This is a genomic window from Brevundimonas sp. SORGH_AS_0993 (genome assembly GCF_030818545.1).
Lineage (GTDB): Bacteria > Pseudomonadota > Alphaproteobacteria > Caulobacterales > Caulobacteraceae > Brevundimonas.
In genome coordinates this window covers 1,528,163-1,547,307 of the sequence record NZ_JAUTAH010000001.1, presented here as the reverse complement: position 1 = coordinate 1,547,307, position 19,145 = coordinate 1,528,163, and the positions used below count along the sequence as shown (strand labels likewise).

Sequence of the window (19,145 nt, the reverse complement as noted above, 5' to 3'; positions counted from 1 at the left end):
GAGCAACGCCTTGAAAACCCGAGCCCGATCCCTGGCCTGGGATGCGACGACCGCCATCGAGGCGTTGGCGGCCGCCGATACCGCCCTGTGGATCTGGACGCCGTCGGAGGATCAGATCCGGTTCACGGGCGCGACGCGCGCCCTGGGCCTGGGGCCGCTGGCGCCGGAATGTTCGGGCGCGGGCTTCGTCGCCCTGGCCCTGCCGCAGGACCGGGCCCTGGCCGAACAGATGCTGAAGCCGAAGGCGGAAGGGACCGAGGTGGTCGTGCGCCTGCGCATGCGCGGGTCCGAAACCTGCGTTTGGCGCGGCGTCTGGCTGGAGGACGGGCTGCGCGCCGCCGGCGTGGTGGCCCTGGAGACGCGGCTGGCGGGCCTAGATCGCGACGTCCTGACCGGTCTTCTGGACCGCCGCGCCTTCCTGGCTCGGGTGGGGGAGGTGCTGACCCAGCCCGGCGAATACGAACTGGTCGTCGGCGATGTGGACCGTCTGAGGCGCCTGAACGAGGCCCTGGGCCACGAAAGGACGGACCTGGTGCTGTCAGCCCTGGCCTCGCGCCTGGCCGCCGCCTTTCCCCAGGACGCCTCGGCCGCCCGCATAGGCGAGGACGAGTTCGCCATCATCGTGCCCCGCACCGCCGGCCACACCAGCTATCGCGTGCGCGAGGCGCTGGAACAGCCGCTGCGCGTCGCCGGCTTCGACATCTATCCGACCGTTTCCATCGGCGCCCTGGTGGTCGAAGGCGGCCCCGACGCCCCCGACGCGGCCGAACTGCTGCGCCGGGTCGAACTGGCGGTGGAATCGGCCAAGACCGCCGGCCGGGGCGGATCGGCCGCCTATGGCCGCGCCCTGGAAAGCGACAGTCTCAGCCGCCTGGCGCTGGAGGCGGACCTGCGCAACGCCTTCGTGCGGGGCGAGATCCTGCCCTTCTTCCAGCCCATCGTGAACCTGAACACCGGGGCCGTGGCGGGGTTTGAGGCCCTGGCCCGCTGGCGTCATCCGCGTCGCGGCCTGGTCCCGCCGGACGAGTTCCTGGGCCTGACCGCCGATCTGGGCATGATGAACGACCTGGGCCTTCTGATGATGACCCAGTCGGCGCGCCAGCTGGCCGAATGGCTGGATCGTCACCCCATGGCGGGTCGCCTGTTCTGCAGCGTCAACCTGTCGGTGGGTGAGATCGAACGTCCCCACCTGTGCGAGGACGTGGCCCGCGTCATCAAGGAAAGCGGCCTGCCCAGGGGCGCCCTGAAGTTGGAAGTCACCGAAGGCGACATCATGCGCGACACCGCCCGCGCCGCCGAGATTCTTCAGTCGCTGAAGGATGTGGGAGCGTCGCTGGCGCTGGACGACTTCGGCACGGGCTTTTCGTCCCTGTCCTATCTGGCGCGCCTGCCGTTCGATACGCTGAAGATCGACCGCTATTTCGTTCTGACGATGAACAAGGACGAGGGGTCGGCCAAGATCGTCAAGTCGGTGGTCAACCTGGGCCGCGACCTGTCGCTGGAGGTCGTCGCCGAAGGGGTGGAGAACGCCGAACTAGCCCGCCTGCTGCTGGAGGACCAGTGCCACTACGGCCAGGGCTTCGGCTACGCCCCCGCCCTGCCGGCCCAGGAGGCCGAGGTCTATCTGGCCGAAAGCCTGGCCGACGGTTCGGCGCCGATCAGGCAGCGGTCGGCCTGATCGACGCCTGTTGGCTTCAGCGCAGCACCGCCTCGGGGTCCGCCTGTGGCCCAAGCGTCGCCGCTGCGCCCGTTGAAGTTTTGGACAGCTAGTCATACGGCCACGTTTGGCGGAGAGTGGGTCGTCATGACCGACGCCAGACTGGAGATCGCGGCCGGGTTCGCCACGGCCCAGGGCCCCAAGGCCGACAATCAGGATTTCGGCGGCGTCCATATCGGCACGGCGGCCGAGCAGCGCGAGCATGGGGTGGTCGCCGTCATCGCCGACGGGGTGTCGGGCTCCAAGGCCGGGCGGATGGCGGCCGAGCTGACGACCCGCAGCTTCATCGACGGCTATCTGGACCAGAACCCGCTGAACGGGATCGCGCCGAACGGGATCAAGGCGCTGAGGGGTTTCAACCGCTGGCTTCACGCCAAGGGCCGCAGCGACCCGGCCATGGAGGCGGCGGCCACCACCTTCACCGCCCTGATCCTGCGCGGACGCGAGGCCGTGGCCCTGCATGTCGGCGACAGCCGCGCCTGGCATTTCCGCGACGGCGTCCTGACCCGCCTGACCGAGGACCACACCCGCGCCCAGCAGGGGCTGAGCCATGTGCTCTACCGCGCCGTCGGGATCGAGGCGGACGTCAAGCTGGATGTGCGTCCGGTTCGGCTGGCGCCGCACGACCGGCTGCTGCTGACCACCGACGGGGTCCATGGGGTGTTGGGCGAGGCGGCCCTGGCGGCCCTGCTGGGACGGCGCGGTTCGCCCGACGCCGACGCCAGGGCCATCTTGGCCGAGGTCGAGGCGGCGGGCCAGCGCGACAACGCCACCGCCATCGTCATCGACGTGATCCGCATCGGCGCCCCGGACTGGGAGGCGATCACGGCCGAGGCGGAAGGTCTGGCCATCCTGCCCCCGCCCGAGGCGGGCGACGCCGTCGACGGCTTTCAGCTGCTGCGGCTGGTGGCGGACGGTCGCTACACCCGCCTGTTCCTGGCCCGGGACACGATGGACGAGGCCGCCGCGCCCGTGGTGCTGAAATTCCCCAAGCCCGCCGTGGTGTCCGAACGCGGTGCGCGCACCGCCTTCCTGCGCGAGGCGTTCATCGGCCGCCGCATCGACAACCCCTTCGTCGGCAAGGTCCAGACCCTGGAACCCGGCCGCCAGAGCCGCCTCTATATCGTCCAGCCCTTCTACGCCGGACGCACCCTGCATGCGCGGTTGGCCGACGAGGGCCCGCTGGAGATCGCCGAGGGCGTGGCCGTGGCCCTGAAGCTGGCGCGCGCGGTGTCCAGCCTGCACCGCGCGGGCGTCACCCACCGCGACATCAAGCCCGACAATGTGATCCTGGAGGCGAACGGCGGGCTGAAGCTGGTCGATCTGGGCGTCGCGCGTCTGCGTCAGGCCGAGGAGTTCGCCGAGGCCGAGGCCCCCGGCACCGCCGGCTACAAGGCGCCCGAGATGTATGCGGGCCAGAGCGGCGATCCCGCCACCGACCAGTTCGCCCTGGGGGTGACGCTGTATCGGCTGTTCACGGCGACCTATCCTTGGGGGGCGGTCGATCCGGCCGACGCCCCGCGCTTCGACCGGGCGCCGACACCGGCCTCGCGGCGGCGGCCCGACATGCCGGCCTGGCTGGAGGCGGCCCTGATGCGCGCCGTCGCCGTCGATCCGAACGATCGGTTCGAAGACGTCGAGGAGCTGATCCATGTGCTGGAGACGGGCAGCGCCGTCGCCGCCCAGCCGCCGCGCCATCTGTCGCTGATCGAACGCGACCCGGTGCGGTTCTGGCAGGGGGTCAGCCTGCTGCTTCTGATCGCCCTTCTGGTGGCGATGACGACGCGCTGAGGCGCGTCACGCCTGCTTCAGGCCCGACCGCCCTGGGCGGACAGCATCGCCGCATCCACGCCCAGCTGGGCCAGGGCGCGGGTCCATTTGGAGGCATGGTCGGCGTCGAAGATCAGGTCCAGGTCCGCCTCGGCCGTCAGCCAGACGTTCTCGGCCAGTTCGTCCTCCAGCTGACCCTCGCCCCAGCCGGCGTAGCCCAGCAAAAGGGCCGAACGGCGCGGGCCGGCGACGGCGTCGGTCATGGCCGTCAGGGCCTCGCGCGTTCCCGTCATCGCCAGGCCGTCGCCGAAGGCCAGGCTGTCGTCTCCGATCATCCAGTCGTCGGTGTGCAGGACGAAGCCGCGCTCGCGCTCGACCGGCCCGCCCATCAGCACGGCCCGACCGATGGACTGGTCCGGGGCGGGGGCGTCCAGCTTGTCCAGCACCGTCTTCAGATCCACGCCCGGCGCGGGCCGGTCCAGCCGCAGGCCCATGGCGTGATCCGGGCCGTGGGCGCAGATCAGGATGACGGCGTGTTCGAACCGGGGATCGCCGATGCCCGGCATGGCGACCAGCAACCGGCCGGTCAGGGAAGGGACTTCGCTCATGGTCCGCCTATCATCGGGTCGGAAACGGGCGGACGCAAGGCGGGTGGAACGATCGGCCGTCTGGACGCTTGCGGTCCCGGCCCCAGCTTCTATGTGTCGCAGGCGCTGTTCCCATTTCGGACCCAAAACCGCGGAGATTTTCCATGACCATCCAGATCGGCGATCACATCCCCGACACCACCCTGGCCCAGGCCACGGCCGAGGGTCCCAAGCCCGTCAGCACCGCCGAGATATTCGCGGGCAAGACCGTGGCCCTGTTCGCCGTGCCGGGCGCCTTCACACCCACCTGCTCGGCCCGCCACCTGCCGGGCTTCAAGGACCATCTGGCCGACATCAAGGGCAAGGGCGTGGACACGGTCGCCTGCCTGTCGGTCAACGACGCCTTCGTCATGAAGGCCTGGGCCGAGAACCAGGGCATCGCGGACGACAGCATCGTCATGCTGGCTGACGGCAACGGCGACCTGACCCGCGCCCTGGGTCTGGTGCTGGACGGCAAGGGTTTCGGCCTGGGCGAACGGTCGCAGCGCTATTCGATGCTGGTCAAGGACGGCGTGGTGGAGCAGCTGAACATCGAACAGGGTGGCGAGTTCAAGGTCTCCTCGGCCGAACACCTGCTGGCGCAGCTTTGATCTGCGTCGGTCCAGGCGCAGGCGGCGAAGCGGTCGCCTGGACCGACAAAAGATGAGTACGGACGTCTTCAGCCCCGAGCAACGCAGCGCCGTCATGCGTCGCGTGAAGGGCCGCGATACGTCGCCGGAACTGGCCGTGCGCGCTCTCCTGCGCGCGGCCGGGATCGGCTATCGGCTGGGCGGCTGCGGCCTGCCGGGTCGGCCCGACGTGGTGATGAAGGGGCGACGTACGGCCCTGTTCGTCCACGGCTGCTTCTGGCACGGCCACGACTGCCCGCGCGGCGCGCGACAGCCCAAGACCAACGCCGACTACTGGATCGCCAAGATCGAGCGCAACCGCGCCCGCGACGCCCGGAACGCGGCCGACCTGACCCAGGCGGGCTGGCGCGTTTTGATCGTGTGGGAATGCGCGTTGCGCGATCCTGATTTCGCCGCGCGCCTGACGGCGGCGGTGAGGGCTCAGGCCGCTTCTGCGGCCGCCCGAGCGTCCATCTCGGACAGGACGTGCTGCAGCGCGCCCAACAGGGCCGGCGGCGTCAGGGGTTTGGAGACGAAATAGGCCATGCCTGCGGCCTGGCAGGCGGCGATGTCCTCCGGCGCCGTATCGGCCGTCACGGCGATGACGGGCGTGCAAGCGTTGAGACCGTCGCCGGCCCGCAGGCGGCGCGTCGTCTCTCGGCCGTCCAGCTCGGGCATACGAACGTCCATGAAAATGACGTCGAAAACCACCTCGGCGCAGCGCTGCAGGGCGATCACGCCGTCGGCGGCCGTGGTGATCTCGCAGCCCAGCGGCTGCAGGATCAGCTGCACCGCGCGGCGGTTGATGTCGTGATCGTCCACTACCAGCAGCCGCAGCGGCCGTTCCTGGTCCTCGACGGCCTGATCGAGGGCCTGATCGGCGGCTGGCTCTTCCAGGGGCATGGCGGCCGCCGTCTGACTCTGGGTTTCGGGCGCGGGTTCGGGGGGCAGGGTTGTCCGTTGGCTGGGCGCGATCAGGGCGCGCGCGACCGCCAGCCGGCTTTCGTCCAAGGCTTCCAGCGGCGCCGGCGCCGGGTCTGCGGCGGTTCCGGTCGGCAAAAAACAGGGAGACGGTGAACTGGGCGCCCTGGCCCGGCGCGCTGCGCGCCGTCAGCCGACCGCCCATCAGTTCGACCAGGTTGCGGCTGATAGCCAGGCCCAGGCCGGTGCCGCCGTGACGGGCGCTGACGCCGTCCTGGGTCTGATCGAAGGGGGTGAACAGGCGTCCCAGCTGAGCGGCCGACATCCCAGGCCCGGTGTCGGCGACTTCCAGCAGCATCAGATGGCCGCCGGGCTCCTCGCTCCAGGCATCCAGCCGCAGGGTGATCGCGCCCGTCTCGGTGAACTTGACGGCGTTGGAGAGCAGATTGTTCAGCACCTGGCGCAGCCGCATTGGATCGCCGCGCACGGCGCGCGGAATACGCCCCGCGCTTTGCAGCCGCAGCTTCAGCCCCTTGGCCTCGATCGGCCCGCGCCACAGGCGGATCGTCTGGGCCAGAAGCTTGCGCAGGTCGAAATCCACGGCCTCGACCGTCATGCGCCCGGCGCCGATCTTGGAATGGTCCAGGAGGTCGTCCAGCAGGGCCTTCATCATCAGGCCGGCGTCGGTGATCAGATCGACATTGGCGCGCGTCTGGGCGTCATGGTTCTGGATGTCGGCCGCCCCCGTCAGGATGGCGCCGATGGGGGTGCGCAGGTCATGGCCGACGGCGGCCAGGAAGGCGGTGTGGGCGGCCAGATCCCGCTCGGCCTTCAGCCGCAGGCGATCCGCCTCCGCCTTGGCGACCAGCCCCTCTTCGATGGCTTCGCTCATCTTGCGCCAGCCCAGGACGATGTAGAGGAAGAAGGCGGCGACGGACGCCGTGGCGCCGATGACCAGGGTGGTCGGCGCCTCATAGGCCGCCGTGCTGATCGGGATGGCCGCCAGATAGAGGAAGTAGGGCGCAACATTGGCGATCAGGATGGCCTTTGACCGCCGCGTGTTGATCATGACGAACAGCAAGGCCGCCGGAATGATCAGGGCCGCCAAGATCGCGCCGGCCGCGCCGCCGATCATCCACATCGGCACGGACAGGCTGCCGAAGAACAGGGCGCCCAAAGACACTGTCGCCAGGCCGAGCGCCTTGCGCCAGCGCGGCAGAACCTGTGGATCGCTGATCGCCGCCGGGCGGAAGACCACCTGCTCCAGCAGTTGGATCGCGATATAGGCCGCGACCCACGACAGACAGCCCATCCAGCCGACCAGGGGACTGATCACCAGAGCCACGGCCACGCCCATGCCGACGCGCTGCGGCAGGGCGGCGCGTCGCTGACGCAGGGCGCTGGTCCAGACGGCCTCGGCGTTTTCGAGCTGGGTGCTCTTGGTCATTCAATGTCCCGACCGCGAGCCACCACGGTTCGCATCGGGACATATTGGCGCAGGGGTGACTAACGCTCCGTCAACGCGCCGCGCCGACCGCGTCGGACAAGGCGCTGAAGCCGTCCGCACGCAGACGATTCGCCAGATCGCGCTTGATGCGGCCGACCAGGCCCGGCCCTTCGTAAATCAGGGCGGAATAGATCTGCACCGCCGTCGCGCCCAGCCGGATGCGGGCATAGGCTTCGGCCCCGCTGTCGACCCCGCCGACCGCGATCAACGGCAGACGTCCCTCTGCGGCCTCGGCGGCGGCGCGCAGGGCCTTTTCGGCGAAGGGGCGAATCGGCGCGCCCGACAGGCCGCCGGCCTCGTGCGCCTGAGGGGATCGCAGGGTCTGGGGCCGCTCCAGCGTGGTGTTGGACACGATCAGACCGTCGACGCCATGGGCCAGGGACGCCTCCACGATCAGGCCGATCTCGTCGGCGACCAGGTCCGGCGCGATTTTCAGGAAGACAGGCACGCGCAGGGCCGTCTCGTCGGGCCGCGCCGCCGCGATCCGGCCCAGGAGGTCGTCCAGCTGGTCCCGGCCCTGCAGCGCCCGCAGGCCCGGCGTATTGGGCGAGGAGATGTTGACGGTGAAATAGCCGGCCCGGCCCGCCAGCCGCTTCAGGCCCGCGACATAGTCGGCGGCCTTGTCCTCCGTATCCTTGTTGGCCCCCAGATTGGCCCCGACCACGACCCCGGCGGGACGACGCTCCAGCCGGTCGGCGAAGGCGTCCAGGCCGGCGTTGTTGAACCCCATCCGGTTGATGATGGCCCGGTCCTCGCTCAGGCGGAACAGGCGGGGCAGGGGATTGCCGTCCTGCGGGCGGGGCGTGACCGAGCCGCATTCCACGAACCCGAACCCCAGCCGCGACAGACCGCGCAGTGCCTCGCCGTTCTTGTCCAGCCCTGCGGCCAGGCCCACCGGATTGGGCAGGTCCAGGCCCGCCAGCCGGATGCGAAGGATCGGATCGTCGGCCGCCGGCGCCGGAAACGGCAGGGCCGACAGCCCCTTGATGGCCAGCCGGTGCGCCTGTTCCGGGTCCATGCGGCGCAGCAGGGCGCCGCCCAGATCGATCACGCTCATCGCCCGTCCTCGAATCGCATCTCGCCCGCGTCGGTCACGGCGAAGGGGCGCAGGGCCGTGACAGCGGCGACGGGCAGGGGCGCGTAAAGATGTGGAAACAGGGCGCCGCCGCGCGACGGCTCCCACACCAGCTCTCCGTCGAACCGGCCCAGGTCCACGCTCAGCAGCAGCAGGTCGGACTGGCCTGCGAAATGTTTGCGCGCCGTTTCGGCCAACTGATCCTGCGTCGACATGTGGATGTAGCCGTCGGCCAGATCGACGGGCGCGCCCTCGTAGCGCCCCTCGGCCACGGCGGCCCGCCAATCCGCCGCGTCCACGATCTTGTAGGCGATCTCGGTCATCCGGCGGCGCCCGGAGACCCAGAGTCCAGAGACTGGGGGCCGATGGATGGGGGGGCGGCGGATTGGGGCGTCAGGAAGCCTTCATAGGTGCAGCGTCCCGCCACATCGACGGTGAAGACGGCCGCCGCCCCGGTTGGAAACCCGCCCGCCAGCCGGTCCGTCACGGCGGGCGATGCGGCGCTTTCCGTCAGATATTCGACCGCCAGCACATGGACCCCCGGATTGTGGGCCAGGACCAGCAGGCAGCCCGCCTCCTCTTCGCTGTTCTCCACGAACCGGCGCAGGGTGTCGGCCGAGGCGTTATAAAGGGCGGCCTCGTCGCGCACCTCCACATCGCCCAGCAGGTCGTGCATCTGGGCCCAGGTCTGGCGCGTCCGCGTCGCGGTCGAGACCAGGGCCAGGTCCGGACGCAGGCCGCGTTCGGCCAGGGCGCGCCCCATCAGGGCGGCCTCGTGCAGGCCCGTTTCGGACAGGGGGCGCGCCTCGTCCCCGCCGGCGGGGGCCGAGGGTCGGGCCTGGGCGTGGCGCATCAGGATCAGTCGGTGCATGGGCCTCGCCATAGGACGGTTCGCGCGCGCCGACCAGATGGGACCACGCTCGACCGATCGTCAATCCAGGGCCGCGCCGCGCCGATCCGTCGGGGCGGCGGTCGAGGCGACGGGCTGGGGCGTCAGGGCGGGCTTGGCGACCCGCTGCGCCTGGCCGCTGGGCCGGATGCGGGCATAGGCCTGGCGCGTGGCCTCCAGCAGGATCAGCCCCGCCGCGCCCGGCGCCACATGACGGCCGATCTGTTCGAACCCGTCGGCCAGGGGCAGCAGCGGCCCCCAGGGCGGCGCATACAGGGTCTGGGACCAGGCCAAGGGCTCCAGCCCCGTCTCGCGCACCAGCCGCTCTAGCTGACGACGGGTGAAGGGCCGGCCGTGGCCGAAGGGGGTGTTCTCGGCCCGCGCCCACAGGCCGCCCCGCGCCGCCGCGGCCAGGATGATCCGCCCCGTCGGCGCCAGGGCCCGCACCGCCTCCAGCAGAAGGGCCGCCGGATCGTCCGCCTCCTCCAGCGCATGGACGAGAAGGATGCGGTCGAAGGCGCCGGCGGCGAAGGGCAGGCGCCGGTCGTCCACCAGCAGGGTGCGGTTACGACCCACGCCGGGCCACTGCTCGACGCCCTGCCCGCCCGGCATGGCCGCGACCACGCGCCGGGCGCTGACGAAGGCGTCCAGCCATGGGGTGGCGTAACCCAGGCCCAGCACGTCGCAGTTCGCCGCTTCGCCCCAGGCGTCCTCCAGTCGCCGTGCCAGCAGCCGACGCGCCAGGGCGCCGGTCGGCTCGCCGTAGAAGGTCCGAAGCTCGTCGATGCTGCGCCGCATGGGCTCCACTATAGGCCGGGGATCGTCGATCCTGCTAGGATGCCGCCATGACCCTGGATGTCCATCTGTTCCCGTGCCGCAGCGACAACTACGGCTTCCTGATCCGCGACAGGGCGACCGGCGTGGTCGCCACGGTCGACACTCCCGACGCCGAGCGCATCTTGCAAGAACTGGACGGCCTGGGCTGGGGCCGGCTGGACCTGATTCTGAACACCCACTGGCATCCCGACCACACCGAGGGCAATGCGCGTCTCAAGGCCGAGACGGGCTGCGAAATCGTGGGGCCGGAAGAGGTTCGCCGCGTCGCCCCTCTCGACCGTGTCGCGGCGGACGGCGAGGTGGTCCAGGTGGGCGAAACCCGCTTTGAGGTTACGGGGACGCCGGGCCACACCCTGGGCCATGTCGTCTATCGCGCGGCGGCCGACGACCTGGCCTTCGTCGGCGACACCCTGTTCGCCCTGGGCTGCGGCCGGCTGTTCGAGGGCACGGCCCAGCAGATGTTCGACAGCCTGCAACGCCTGAAGGCATGGCCGGCGCAGACCGTCCTGTGGTGCGCCCATGAATATACGGCCTCGAACGCCCGTTTCACCCTGAGCCTGGACGACCGGCCAGAGACCCGCGCCCATGCCCAGGCCGTTTTCGCGGTGCGCGAACGCGGCGAACCCACCGTGCCGACGCGGCTGGACGTGGAGTTGCGGTTCAACCCCTTCCTGACGGCGACGGACGCCGATCAGTTCGCCGCGCGCCGGGCGGCCAAGGACGGCTTCAGCGGCTGAGCACGTCGTCAGCGACCAGGCGCACGATCCGGGCCGAGGACGGCCGACCCGCCACGCCCGCGCCGGGCTCGATGATGATCCGCAGCGTGCCGTTGCGAAAGCTGGACTGGCCGACGCGGCCCTGGTCCGACACCTCGATGCGACGAATCCTGTCGGCTTCGCGCCGCAGGTTGGGCGAGCGGGCCATGCGGGCCACGGCGTCGATGGCCGTCGACAGGGCGTCGGCCGCTACGGCCTCCGACCCTGGCTGGATGTCCACGTCCACCACCACCAGCCGGCCCAGGGTGCGGCTGGCCCGGTCGCTTTGGCGGACGATGTAGTTCCACATCTGCATCGGCGTCAGGCCCGGCGACGCCAGGGGCGGGGCCTCGCCCGCCTGGGACACCGGCGAGCCCTGCGGCGCCGTGGTGGTGTAAAGGGTCAGTCCCCCGTCCGCCGTGACCCGCAGCACCTGATCGCCGTTGTCGTTGCGATAGATGATGTCGCCGCGCGGCGCGGGCGTGGGGCGCAGCACCCAGATCTCGGTTGAACGGTCGAATCGCAGCAGTGGCCGCGCGCCTGTCACGTCCAGAACGAAGCCCTGGCCCGTTCCGCGCGACATAGCGGGCCGAGGCCGGCAGGCTGCGGCGCGTCTGGGCCTGGCTTTCGGTGGGGGCGACCACGGGCGCGACGACGCACACGCTCGCCGCCGCCGCGACGGCGACGAACGCCATCGCGGTCAGGAGCGGCGATTTTTTCGCCCTGACCGATCCCGTCAACTTCATGGAAGAACGGATGAAAGCCGGGCGCGGCGGATTTTGGGCGAAGGTCGCCTCAACCCACCAGGTACTGACCGCCGTTCAGCGACAGGGTGCAGCCTGTGACATATCCGGCACGCTCGCCCACCAGCCAGGACACCATGTCGGCGATCTCCTCGCCCTTGCCCAGGCGGCCGACGGGGATGTGGCTGATGATGCCTTCCAGCACCTTGGGATCCATGGCGCCGACCATTTCGGTGTCGATATAGCCCGGCGCGATGCAGTTCACGGTCACGCCCTTGCGCGCATTCTCCAGCGCCAGCGCCTTGGTGAAGCCGATCATCCCGGCCTTGGCGGCGGAATAGTTGGTCTGGCCGATCTGGCCCTTCTGGCCGTTGATCGAGGAGATGTTGACGATCCGGCCGTGGCCACGATCCCGCATGCCGTTGATGACCTGGCGCGTCATGTTGAAGACGCTGTCCATATTGACGCGGATCACGTCGGACCACTGGTCGTGGCTCATCTTGTGGAAGAAGCCGTCGCGGGTGATGCCGGCGTTGTTGATCAGGATGTCGATGGGCCCCAACTCGGCCTCGACCTCCCGAGCCGCACGGGCGCAGTCGTCGAAGCTGCCGACATTGCCCTTGACCACCATGACGCCCAGCGCCTGGGCGATGGCCTGGGCCGCCTCGTCGTTGCCGGAATAGCCGGCGGCGACCTTGAAGCCGTCGTCGTGCAGGCGTTGAACGATGGCCTTGCCGATCCCTCGGGTCCCGCCCGTCACGAAAGCTACGCGCGTCATATCGTTTCCTGTCCCTGCGCCGGCCCTTGGCGGGCCTTGTCGGGGTTCAGGATTAACCTGCGCGCGAAACCGCGCAAGGCGAGAATCTGACGCGACGGAAGTTTCATCCTTCCGTCGCGTTTCGCCGATCTTCGCCCTGGGCGATCAAGCGGCCAGCCTTTCCATGTCGATGACGAAGCGATAGCGGACGTCCGACTTCAGCATCCGCTCATAGGCGTCGTTGATCTGGTCCGGGGCGATGGTCTCGATGTCGCAGACGATGCCGTGCCGGGCGCAGAAGTCCAGCATCTCCTGGGTCTCTCGAACGCCGCCGATCAACGAGCCGGCGATGCGACGACGCCGCCACAGCAGCGGCATGGCGAAGACCGGCAGCCCCTCGGTCGTCAGCCCCAGCATGACCATGGTGCCGTCGCGGGCCAGCAGTTGAACATGGCTGGCGATCTCGTGGGTGGCCGAGACGGTGTTGATGATCAGGTCGAACTTTTCGGCCGCCGCCTTCATCGCCGCCTTGTCCGAGTTGATCAGGAAGTGTTTGGCGCCCATCCGCTCTGCGTCCGCCTTCTTGCGGTCCGAGGTGGACAGCACGGTGACCTCCGCCCCCATCGCGGCCGCCAGCTTGACCGCCATATGGCCCAGACCGCCCAGACCGATCACCGCCACCTTCGATCCCGGCCCGATCTTCCATTCCTTTAGCGGCGAATAGGTGGTGATGCCGGCGCACAGCAGGGGCGCGGCGACGTCCAGCGGCAGGCTGTCGGGGATCGACAGGACGAAATGCTGATCGACGGTGATATGGTCGGAATAGCCGCCCTGGGTGATGGGTTCCGACGTGCCGCCCTTCTTGTCCTTGCCGCCATAGGTGCCGGTGAAGCCGGGGATGCAGTATTGTTCGACGCCTTCCTGGCACGAGGCGCATTCCCGGCAACTGTCGACCATGCAGCCGACCCCAACCCGGTCGCCCGTCTTGAAACGGGTCACAGCGGACCCGACCGCCTTCACCACGCCCGCGATTTCGTGTCCCGGAACCAGGGGGAAGGCCGAACCGCCCGTCTCGTCGCGCGCGGCGTGCAGGTCGGAATGGCAGACCCCGCAGTACTTGATGTCGATGACCACGTCGTTCGGGCCGGGATCGCGTCGCTCGAAGCTATAGGGCTCCAGGGGCTGGTCGGCGGCGGGGGCGGCGAAGGCGCGCGTGGCGATCGGCATGGTTTGTCCTTCAGGCTTGCAAGGGGGCGTGGCTTGGGGATGAGCGGGCGGGTCGCATCTCGCAACCGCCGACTCGGCCTATTTCAGCTTGGCGATCAGCGCCTGAGCCGCCGCCGGGTTCCGCACCTTCGCGCCCGAGATGAAATAGGCGAAGACCTCGCCGCGCCTGGCCCAGGCGCGGGCCTGATCGGCCACCGCGTCCAGTTCGGTCGCGGTCATGCCGGTCGGTTCGTCCTCGCGGCTGGACATCAGCCGGGCGTAGGTAAAGTCGGCGGTCGCCTCGTCGATCTGGGGCCAGGTCGGCTCCTCGTCGTCGACCGCGTAGACGATGGCCGCGCCGTATTTGCGGGCCAGATCATAGAACTGTTCGGTGGCGAAGGTCGGGTTGCGAACCTCCAGCGCGTGACGCAGCCGCACTCCGTCCTTCTCCTTGGGCAACAGCTTCAGGAAGCCCTCGAAATCTTCCGGGTCGAACTTTTTCGTGCCCATGAACTGCCAGTTGATCGGCCCCAGCTTGTCGCCCAGTTCGGTCAGGCCCTGGCCCAGAAATCGGTCAAAGCTTTCGCCTCCTTCGGACAGCACCTTGCGGTTGGTGCAATAGCGGCTGGCCTTGACCGAGAACACGAAGCCGTCGGGCGTCTCGTCGCGCCATTTCCGCCAACTGTCGGGCTTGAAGGTCGAATAATAGGTGCCGTTGATCTCGATCGAGGTCAGTTTCGACGCCGCATATTCCAGCTCGCGCTTCTGCACCAAACCCTCGGGATAGAAGACCCCGCGCCACGGCTCGAACGTCCAGCCGCCGACGCCGACATGGATGGGGTGGGTCATGGTCTGCTTCCTTCGTCGTTCGACGGGATGTCTTACGCCGCGGACTGCCAGTCTTCGAGAGCGTGTCGAATGCGCCGGACGAAGACATCGGCGCGGTCGATGCGATAGAGGATGGCGTGGCTCTTGTAGAAAGGACGTGAGCGTCCGCGCTCAAGTCCGGCCGCGCGGCGCCCCGTCCCGGGTAGCCCGAAAGCAAGTTCAGTTTCGTGAGCAGGCCCTCGACGAAGCATCAGGAGGCGCGGCGCAACTGCGCGCGCAGGTTCTCGATGATTTCACGAGGAGACTGGTCGGAAACGCCCGAAGCGTCGGCCTCCTCAATCAGTCTCCGCCAGTGCGCGATCTTTTCGGCCTTGATCTGCTCGCGGCGGATCAGGTCGCGCACCACGTCCGAAGCGTTGGCGTAGCGGCCCGACTTGGCCTGGTCCTCGACCCAGGCCTTCATCTGGTCGGGCAGGGAGATGTTCGTCGCCATGGTCGGCCTCCTGTGCACGGATCCGGTGACCCTTTGGCAAACCTAGTCAAGAAAGGTCAGTAGGCGAAGTCAGCGTAGATGCGTTTGACGTCGCCCTGCCACGCGCCGTGATACAGGTCCAACAGCCGCTCTGCGGGGGTGATCCCGCTGTCGGCGATGTCTTCCAACTCGGACAAATAGCCGCGCTCGTCCACCATGCCGCCCGAGAATTTGGCGCGGTTTTTCAGCCCCTGTTTGGCGATGGCGACCAGGTCGACGGCGATGTCGCGCACCGACCGTCCGGCCACCTCGGCCTTCAGGCCCAGGCGGGTCACGTCGCGGCGCAGGCGTTCGTGGTCTGCGATGTCCCAATCCTTCACCAGGTCCCAGGCGGCGGCCAGCGAGGGGGCGTCGTACAGGACCCCGGCCCACAGGGCGGGTAGGGCGCAGATGCGGCTCCACGGCCCGCCGTCGGCGCCGCGCATCTCCAGATAGGCTTTCAGCCGCACCTCGGGAAACAGGGTCGTCAGATGGTCGTTCCAGTCCTTGAGGGTCGGATATTCGCCGGGCAGGGCGGGCAGTTTCCCAGCCTGGAAATCGCGGAACGACTGGCCCGAGGCGTCGACGTAACGGCCGTCGCGCTTTGCGAAATACATCGGCGTGTCCAAAGCGTAGTCGGCGTAGCGTTCGAAGCCGAACCCGTCCTCGAACACGAAGCCCAGCATCCCCGTGCGGTCGGCGTCGGTGTCGGTCCAGACGTTGGCGCGCGCCGACAGGAAGCCGTTGGGCCGCCCCTCGGTGAAGGGCGAACAGGCGAACAGGGCGGTGGCGATCGGCTGCAACGCCAGCGAAGCGCGGAACTTGGCCACCATGTCGGCCTCGCTGTCGAAGTCCAGGTTCGCCTGGATGGTGCAGGTCCGCAGCATCATGTCCAGACCCAGCGACCCGACCTTGGGCATATAGGCGCGCATGATGTCGTAACGGCCCTTGGGCATGACCGGCACCTGTTCGCGGGTCCACAGCGGGTCGAACCCGGCGCCCAGGAAGCCGACGCCCAACTGATCGGCCACCTGCTTGACCTCCATCAGGTGCTGGCCGGTCTCGTTGCAGATGTCGTGGATGGTCAGAAGCGGCGCGCCCGACAGTTCGAACTGTCCGCCCGGCTCCAGGCTGACCGAGGCGACGAAGCCCTCGGCGTTCCGGCGCTCCAGCCCGATCAGGAAGCCGTTCTCCTCGACCCGCGACCAGCCGAACCGCTCCAGCCCCTCCAGCATCGCCTTGATGCCGTTCGGCCCCTCATAGGCGGGGCGCGCCAGGGTCGTCTTGTCGAAGCCGAACTTCTCGTGCTCGGCGCCGATGCGCCACTGGTCCTTGGGCTTGATCCCCTTGGACATGGCCTCGATCAGAGCGTCTCTGGAAAGCGGCGCGTTCTCGGCCATCTGTAACCCCTGCTGTCGCGGCTAGATGGCGGCTAAAGCCACGTTCCTCAAGGGGTCAAGCAGAGTATTCTATCGTTCCCAATCGCCCACGGCCGCCTGCCACAGGGTCATGGCGGCGATGGCGGCGGTGTCGGCCCGCAGGATTCGCGGCCCCAGCGAGACGGCGGTGGTGAAGGGCAGGGATCGCAGCCGCTCGCCTTCTTCCGGCGCGAACCCGCCCTCAGGCCCGATCAGGATGGACCACGGGCCTTCACCCGCGTCGCGCAGGGCCGAGACGGCGGGCGCGCCGCCGGTCTCGTCGCAGAACATCAGCCGGCGTCCGGCTTCCCAGCCATCCAGCAGGGCGTCCAGCCTGATCGGGTCGTCGACCACAGGCACGTCCATGCGCCCCGTCTGCTCGGCGGCTTCCTCGGCGATGGCGTCCAGCCGGTCCAGGCGGATGCGGTCGGCGTTGGTCCGTTTCGTCAGCACCAGCCGCACCCGGCGCGCGCCCAGTTCGGCGGCCTTTTCCACGATGGTCTCGACTCGCGCCTTCTTCACCACCGCCACGATCAGATCCAGATCGGGACCGAAGGTCTGGGGTCGCATCTGTTCCTCGGCCCGCAGGATGACGCCCTTCTTCAGCACCTCGGCGACCGTGCAGCGCCATTCCCCGTCGCGCCCGTTGAACGCCAAGAGGTCGTCGCCCGCCTTCAACCTCATCACCTGGGTCAGATACCGCGACTGATCCAGCGTGGGGGCGACGGGAGCGGCGGGGGCTAGTGCTCCGTGAACATGCAAACGGATCATGGCTTCAATAGTGAAAACGGCACTGGATTATTTCCAGGCCGGTCTGGGTCGCGCGATAGACTAGGCGATGCTCCTGATCGATACGTCGCGACCAAAATCCCGCCAATTCGCCCTTCAAGGGCTCCGGCTTGCCGGAGCCTGTGAACGGCGTTCGTTGGCATTCTTTGATGAGGGTGTTCAGCTTCTTGAGCGCTTTGCGATCCGTATCCTGCCACTCGGTATATTGAGACCAGGCGCGGGCCGTAAAGAGGACGTTCATTCTTCAATCAGATCGCGCGCCTGGCCACCACCCGCTTCAAGTTCGGCAATTGAGGCTCGCAGCGCTTCGCGGTTGGCCGGGCTGCGCAGCAGATACTCCGTCTCCTGCCACGAGGCGAAATCCTCCAGCGACATCAGCACTGCAGCCGGCTTGCCGCCCTCGCGCGTGATGATGGTGTAGTCGTGGTCCGCCGTCACCCGGTCGATGGCCGAGGCGAGGTTCTTGCGGAGTTCGGTGACGGATATCGCGTTCATGACGACAATGTACGAAGTATCGTACATTGTCGCAAGCGGCGAGTATCAGGCTTTCACAGCGTCCGCGCGATCAAGATCTTCATGATCTCGTTCGTCCCGCCATAGATGCGCTGGACCCGCGCGTCCTTGTACAGCTGGGCGATGGCGTATTCGTTCATGTAGCCATAGCCGCCGTGCAGTTGCAGCATCTCGTCGATGGTCTCGCCCTGGATGTCCGTGACCCAGTATTTGGCCATGGAGGCCGTGGCGGCGTCCAGCTTGCCCTGCAGATGCAGGCCGATGCAGTGGTCGACGAAGACCTTGGCGACGGTCAGCTTGGTCTTGATCTCGGCCAGCTTGAACTGGGTGTTCTGGAAGTCGATGATCCGTTTGCCGAAGGCCTTGCGCTCCTTGACGTAGGCCAGGGTGGCCTCAAGCCCGCGCTCGGCGGCGGCGACGCCCTGAACGGCGATGTTCAGCCGTTCCTGCGGCAACTGCTGCATCAACTGGACGAAGCCCTGGCCCTCGGTCCCGCCGATGATGTTGTCGCCCGGAACCCTGACGTCGTTGAAGAACAGTTCGGAGGTGTCGTTGGCCTCCATGCCGATCTTGTGCAGGTTTCGCCCGCGCTCGAACCCTTCCGCGCCATCGGTCTCGACCACGATCAGCGAGGTGCCCTTGGCGCCCTCGGCCGGATCGGTCTTGGCGACCACGATCAGGAAGTTGGCCAGTTGGCCGTTGGTGATGAAGGTCTTGGACCCGTTGACGACATAGCCGTTGCCCGACTTGACCGCCGTGGTCTTGACGCCTTGCAGGTCCGAGCCGGCGCCTGGCTCGGTCATGGCGATGGCGCCGACCAGTTCGCCCGATTGCAGGCGCGGCAGCCAGCGCGCCTTCTGCTCCTCGGTGCCGTAATGCCAGATGTAGGGCATCACGATCGCATTGTGCAGCGAAATGCCGAAGTGGTCCGCGCCCTTCCAGCCCAGCTGACGCATCAGCACGACCTCGTGCCGATAGTCGCCGCCAAAACCGCCGTCCTCTTCCGGCAGCGACAGGCCCAACAGACCCGCTTCGCCCGCGTCGTTCCACAGCTGGCGCGGCACGGAGGAGTCGGCGATCCACTGCTGCACCTTGTCCAGCGGCGCGTGTTCGTCGATCCATTTGCCGACGCTGTCGGAGAAGAGGGTGATCTCTTCTTCACGCATGAAATCGGGGTCTGGGCTGTTGAGCACGTTCATGGGAAGCCTGTCGACTATGGGACTTGGGAGGGATGATTATGAAGGCAGGTTTGTTGGTGACGGCGGCGTGTCTTTTGGTCGCTGGGTGTGGTGCGCCAGTTTATGACAAGAAAGTCGATGGCCCTTACCGGCTCTTTTCGGCCGACAATCCTGATGCCATATCGCTCTGCCGCCGCTTTGAAGGTGGTGGGGGATGCGCCGGTCTCGTTGGACCGACTGTCATCGCGGTCGGCTATAACGCCACCTACCTTGTTGCTGCGCGGCTGCCTTTTGAAGATCGAGCCCCATTCGATGGGCAGCCGGACAAACTCGAACGGCCGATCCAATACTTCTACGTTGTTCGGGCTCCTCAGGCTGCGATCAGCGACAGGGTCAACGGGCCGCTGGATGAAGCGACATACTTTGCAGAAAGAGATCGGCTGAACTTGCCTAGGCTCATGCCGATCCCTCACTAG

Annotated in this window: 23 protein-coding genes and 1 pseudogene; 7 read left to right on the top strand and 17 right to left on the bottom strand. The window is 68.1% G+C overall.

Annotated features, from left to right (window positions below):
• Nucleotides 1-10 precede the first annotated feature (10 nt).
• On the top strand, nt 11-1,678 hold the full coding sequence (locus QE389_RS07665) for a putative bifunctional diguanylate cyclase/phosphodiesterase (protein ID WP_373458299.1): 1,668 nt from the start codon (nt 11-13) through the stop codon (nt 1,676-1,678).
• A 126-nt stretch (nt 1,679-1,804) separates the two neighbouring features.
• Complete coding sequence (locus QE389_RS07660; RefSeq protein WP_307366008.1) at nt 1,805-3,508, top strand: bifunctional protein-serine/threonine kinase/phosphatase; 1,704 nt, start codon at nt 1,805-1,807, stop codon at nt 3,506-3,508.
• 17 nt (nt 3,509-3,525) lie between these two features.
• Here QE389_RS07660 and QE389_RS07655 read toward each other — a convergent pair whose 3' ends face one another.
• Nucleotides 3,526-4,095, bottom strand: coding sequence for a YqgE/AlgH family protein (locus QE389_RS07655; protein WP_307366007.1), 570 nt, complete (start codon nt 4,093-4,095; stop codon nt 3,526-3,528).
• Between the two features lie 143 nt (nt 4,096-4,238).
• Here QE389_RS07655 and QE389_RS07650 point away from each other — a divergent pair, with 143 nt between their 5' ends.
• Both QE389_RS07650 and QE389_RS07645 read left to right on the top strand, forming a co-directional pair.
• Nucleotides 4,239-4,724, top strand: a complete 486-nt coding sequence (locus tag QE389_RS07650) for a peroxiredoxin (RefSeq protein WP_307366005.1) — start codon at nt 4,239-4,241, stop codon at nt 4,722-4,724.
• A gap of 52 nt (nt 4,725-4,776) precedes the next feature.
• Entirely contained in the window at nt 4,777-5,283 is a 507-nt protein-coding gene (locus QE389_RS07645) for a very short patch repair endonuclease (RefSeq protein ID WP_307366003.1), read from the top strand.
• On the opposite strand, the gene QE389_RS07640 is transcribed toward QE389_RS07645, so the two are convergent.
• Together QE389_RS07640 and QE389_RS07635 are read right to left on the bottom strand one after the other, a co-directional pair.
• The gene (locus QE389_RS07640; protein WP_307368969.1) at nt 5,184-5,645 is read right to left on the bottom strand and encodes a response regulator; all 462 of its coding nucleotides are present in this window, start codon (nt 5,643-5,645) and stop codon (nt 5,184-5,186) included. The genes QE389_RS07645 and QE389_RS07640 overlap by 100 nt on opposite strands.
• 220 nt (nt 5,646-5,865) lie before the next feature.
• Nucleotides 5,866-6,555 (bottom strand): annotated as a pseudogene (locus tag QE389_RS07635) (sensor histidine kinase); the annotation flags it as partial.
• 148 nt (nt 6,556-6,703) lie between these two features.
• Between QE389_RS07635 and QE389_RS07630 the strand changes: the two are divergent.
• Nucleotides 6,704-6,949: a hypothetical protein gene (locus tag QE389_RS07630; RefSeq protein ID WP_307366002.1), complete on the top strand. Its 246-nt coding sequence runs from the start codon at nt 6,704-6,706 to the stop codon at nt 6,947-6,949.
• A 231-nt stretch (nt 6,950-7,180) separates the two neighbouring features.
• Here the strand turns inward: QE389_RS07630 and QE389_RS07625 are convergent, their stop codons facing one another.
• The 4 genes from QE389_RS07625 to QE389_RS07610 are packed head-to-tail and all read right to left on the bottom strand — an operon-like array spanning nt 7,181 to nt 9,932.
• Entirely contained in the window at nt 7,181-8,227 is a 1,047-nt protein-coding gene (locus tag QE389_RS07625; RefSeq protein ID WP_307365998.1) for a quinone-dependent dihydroorotate dehydrogenase, read from the bottom strand.
• Nucleotides 8,224-8,568: a DUF952 domain-containing protein gene (locus tag QE389_RS07620; RefSeq protein WP_307365996.1), complete on the bottom strand. Its 345-nt coding sequence runs from the start codon at nt 8,566-8,568 to the stop codon at nt 8,224-8,226. Before QE389_RS07620 ends, QE389_RS07625 begins: the two co-directional genes overlap by 4 nt.
• A complete protein-coding gene (locus tag QE389_RS07615) occupies nt 8,565-9,116 on the bottom strand; it encodes a histidine phosphatase family protein (RefSeq protein WP_307365994.1) in 552 nt (183 codons plus the stop codon). Before QE389_RS07615 ends, QE389_RS07620 begins: the two co-directional genes overlap by 4 nt.
• A 60-nt stretch (nt 9,117-9,176) precedes the next feature.
• Nucleotides 9,177-9,932, bottom strand: coding sequence for a methyltransferase domain-containing protein (locus tag QE389_RS07610; RefSeq protein ID WP_307365992.1), 756 nt, complete (start codon nt 9,930-9,932; stop codon nt 9,177-9,179).
• A gap of 47 nt (nt 9,933-9,979) precedes the next feature.
• Here QE389_RS07610 and gloB point away from each other — a divergent pair, with 47 nt between their 5' ends.
• Nucleotides 9,980-10,708 (top strand): hydroxyacylglutathione hydrolase, encoded by a 729-nt coding sequence (gloB, locus tag QE389_RS07605; protein WP_307365991.1) that lies wholly within the window; start codon nt 9,980-9,982, stop codon nt 10,706-10,708.
• On the opposite strand, the gene QE389_RS07600 is transcribed toward gloB, so the two are convergent.
• From QE389_RS07600 to QE389_RS07555, 10 genes are all read right to left on the bottom strand, one after another.
• On the bottom strand, nt 10,698-11,309 hold the full coding sequence (locus tag QE389_RS07600; protein ID WP_307365989.1) for a DUF4908 domain-containing protein: 612 nt from the start codon (nt 11,307-11,309) through the stop codon (nt 10,698-10,700). The genes gloB and QE389_RS07600 overlap by 11 nt on opposite strands.
• 212 nt (nt 11,310-11,521) lie before the next feature.
• Nucleotides 11,522-12,247 carry an acetoacetyl-CoA reductase gene (gene phbB / locus QE389_RS07595; RefSeq protein WP_307365988.1) on the bottom strand — a complete coding sequence of 242 codons (726 nt, stop codon included), beginning with the start codon at nt 12,245-12,247 and terminating at the stop codon, nt 11,522-11,524.
• Nucleotides 12,248-12,391: 144 nt separating this feature from the next.
• Nucleotides 12,392-13,453 carry an NAD(P)-dependent alcohol dehydrogenase gene (locus QE389_RS07590; RefSeq protein ID WP_307365986.1) on the bottom strand — a complete coding sequence of 354 codons (1,062 nt, stop codon included), beginning with the start codon at nt 13,451-13,453 and terminating at the stop codon, nt 12,392-12,394.
• Nucleotides 13,454-13,531: 78 nt separating this feature from the next.
• Nucleotides 13,532-14,281 carry a DUF72 domain-containing protein gene (locus QE389_RS07585; protein WP_307365984.1) on the bottom strand — a complete coding sequence of 250 codons (750 nt, stop codon included), beginning with the start codon at nt 14,279-14,281 and terminating at the stop codon, nt 13,532-13,534.
• Between the two features lie 229 nt (nt 14,282-14,510).
• A complete protein-coding gene (locus tag QE389_RS07580; protein WP_307365982.1) occupies nt 14,511-14,753 on the bottom strand; it encodes a type II toxin-antitoxin system ParD family antitoxin in 243 nt (80 codons plus the stop codon).
• Nucleotides 14,754-14,809: 56 nt separating this feature from the next.
• Nucleotides 14,810-16,171, bottom strand: a complete 1,362-nt coding sequence (locus tag QE389_RS07575; RefSeq protein WP_307365980.1) for a glutamate--cysteine ligase — start codon at nt 16,169-16,171, stop codon at nt 14,810-14,812.
• A 69-nt stretch (nt 16,172-16,240) separates the two neighbouring features.
• The gene (locus QE389_RS07570; protein WP_307365976.1) at nt 16,241-16,960 is read right to left on the bottom strand and encodes a 16S rRNA (uracil(1498)-N(3))-methyltransferase; all 720 of its coding nucleotides are present in this window, start codon (nt 16,958-16,960) and stop codon (nt 16,241-16,243) included.
• 4 nt (nt 16,961-16,964) lie between these two features.
• Nucleotides 16,965-17,219 carry a Txe/YoeB family addiction module toxin gene (locus QE389_RS07565; protein ID WP_307365973.1) on the bottom strand — a complete coding sequence of 85 codons (255 nt, stop codon included), beginning with the start codon at nt 17,217-17,219 and terminating at the stop codon, nt 16,965-16,967.
• Nucleotides 17,216-17,500, bottom strand: a complete 285-nt coding sequence (locus QE389_RS07560) for a type II toxin-antitoxin system Phd/YefM family antitoxin (protein ID WP_307365969.1) — start codon at nt 17,498-17,500, stop codon at nt 17,216-17,218. Before QE389_RS07560 ends, QE389_RS07565 begins: the two co-directional genes overlap by 4 nt.
• Nucleotides 17,501-17,526: 26 nt before the next feature.
• Nucleotides 17,527-18,690 (bottom strand): acyl-CoA dehydrogenase family protein, encoded by a 1,164-nt coding sequence (locus QE389_RS07555; protein WP_307365968.1) that lies wholly within the window; start codon nt 18,688-18,690, stop codon nt 17,527-17,529.
• Between the two features lie 32 nt (nt 18,691-18,722).
• Here QE389_RS07555 and QE389_RS07550 point away from each other — a divergent pair, with 32 nt between their 5' ends.
• Nucleotides 18,723-19,145 (top strand): hypothetical protein, encoded by a 423-nt coding sequence (locus tag QE389_RS07550; protein ID WP_307365966.1) that lies wholly within the window; start codon nt 18,723-18,725, stop codon nt 19,143-19,145.

Bases quoted from the DNA above. Each gene is read 5' to 3' on its own strand.
- QE389_RS07660 (WP_307366008.1), top strand. From the start codon at position 1,805: ATGACCGACGCCAGACTGGAGATCGCGGCCGGGTTCGCCACGGCCCAG.
- QE389_RS07655 (WP_307366007.1), bottom strand. From the start codon at position 4,095: ATGAGCGAAGTCCCTTCCCTGACCGGCCGGTTGCTGGTCGCCATGCCG.
- QE389_RS07650 (WP_307366005.1), top strand. From the start codon at position 4,239: ATGACCATCCAGATCGGCGATCACATCCCCGACACCACCCTGGCCCAG.
- QE389_RS07645 (WP_307366003.1), top strand. From the start codon at position 4,777: ATGAGTACGGACGTCTTCAGCCCCGAGCAACGCAGCGCCGTCATGCGT.
- QE389_RS07640 (WP_307368969.1), bottom strand. From the start codon at position 5,645: ATGCCCCTGGAAGAGCCAGCCGCCGATCAGGCCCTCGATCAGGCCGTC.
- QE389_RS07630 (WP_307366002.1), top strand. From the start codon at position 6,704: ATGGCCTTTGACCGCCGCGTGTTGATCATGACGAACAGCAAGGCCGCC.
- QE389_RS07625 (WP_307365998.1), bottom strand. From the start codon at position 8,227: ATGAGCGTGATCGATCTGGGCGGCGCCCTGCTGCGCCGCATGGACCCG.
- QE389_RS07620 (WP_307365996.1), bottom strand. From the start codon at position 8,568: ATGACCGAGATCGCCTACAAGATCGTGGACGCGGCGGATTGGCGGGCC.
- QE389_RS07615 (WP_307365994.1), bottom strand. From the start codon at position 9,116: ATGCACCGACTGATCCTGATGCGCCACGCCCAGGCCCGACCCTCGGCC.
- QE389_RS07610 (WP_307365992.1), bottom strand. From the start codon at position 9,932: ATGCGGCGCAGCATCGACGAGCTTCGGACCTTCTACGGCGAGCCGACC.
- gloB (WP_307365991.1), top strand. From the start codon at position 9,980: ATGACCCTGGATGTCCATCTGTTCCCGTGCCGCAGCGACAACTACGGC.
- QE389_RS07600 (WP_307365989.1), bottom strand. From the start codon at position 11,309: ATGTCGCGCGGAACGGGCCAGGGCTTCGTTCTGGACGTGACAGGCGCG.
- phbB (WP_307365988.1), bottom strand. From the start codon at position 12,247: ATGACGCGCGTAGCTTTCGTGACGGGCGGGACCCGAGGGATCGGCAAG.
- QE389_RS07590 (WP_307365986.1), bottom strand. From the start codon at position 13,453: ATGCCGATCGCCACGCGCGCCTTCGCCGCCCCCGCCGCCGACCAGCCC.
- QE389_RS07585 (WP_307365984.1), bottom strand. From the start codon at position 14,281: ATGACCCACCCCATCCATGTCGGCGTCGGCGGCTGGACGTTCGAGCCG.
- QE389_RS07580 (WP_307365982.1), bottom strand. From the start codon at position 14,753: ATGGCGACGAACATCTCCCTGCCCGACCAGATGAAGGCCTGGGTCGAG.
- QE389_RS07575 (WP_307365980.1), bottom strand. From the start codon at position 16,171: ATGGCCGAGAACGCGCCGCTTTCCAGAGACGCTCTGATCGAGGCCATG.
- QE389_RS07570 (WP_307365976.1), bottom strand. From the start codon at position 16,960: ATGATCCGTTTGCATGTTCACGGAGCACTAGCCCCCGCCGCTCCCGTC.
- QE389_RS07565 (WP_307365973.1), bottom strand. From the start codon at position 17,219: ATGAACGTCCTCTTTACGGCCCGCGCCTGGTCTCAATATACCGAGTGG.
- QE389_RS07560 (WP_307365969.1), bottom strand. From the start codon at position 17,500: ATGTACGATACTTCGTACATTGTCGTCATGAACGCGATATCCGTCACC.
- QE389_RS07555 (WP_307365968.1), bottom strand. From the start codon at position 18,690: ATGAACGTGCTCAACAGCCCAGACCCCGATTTCATGCGTGAAGAAGAG.
- QE389_RS07550 (WP_307365966.1), top strand. From the start codon at position 18,723: ATGATTATGAAGGCAGGTTTGTTGGTGACGGCGGCGTGTCTTTTGGTC.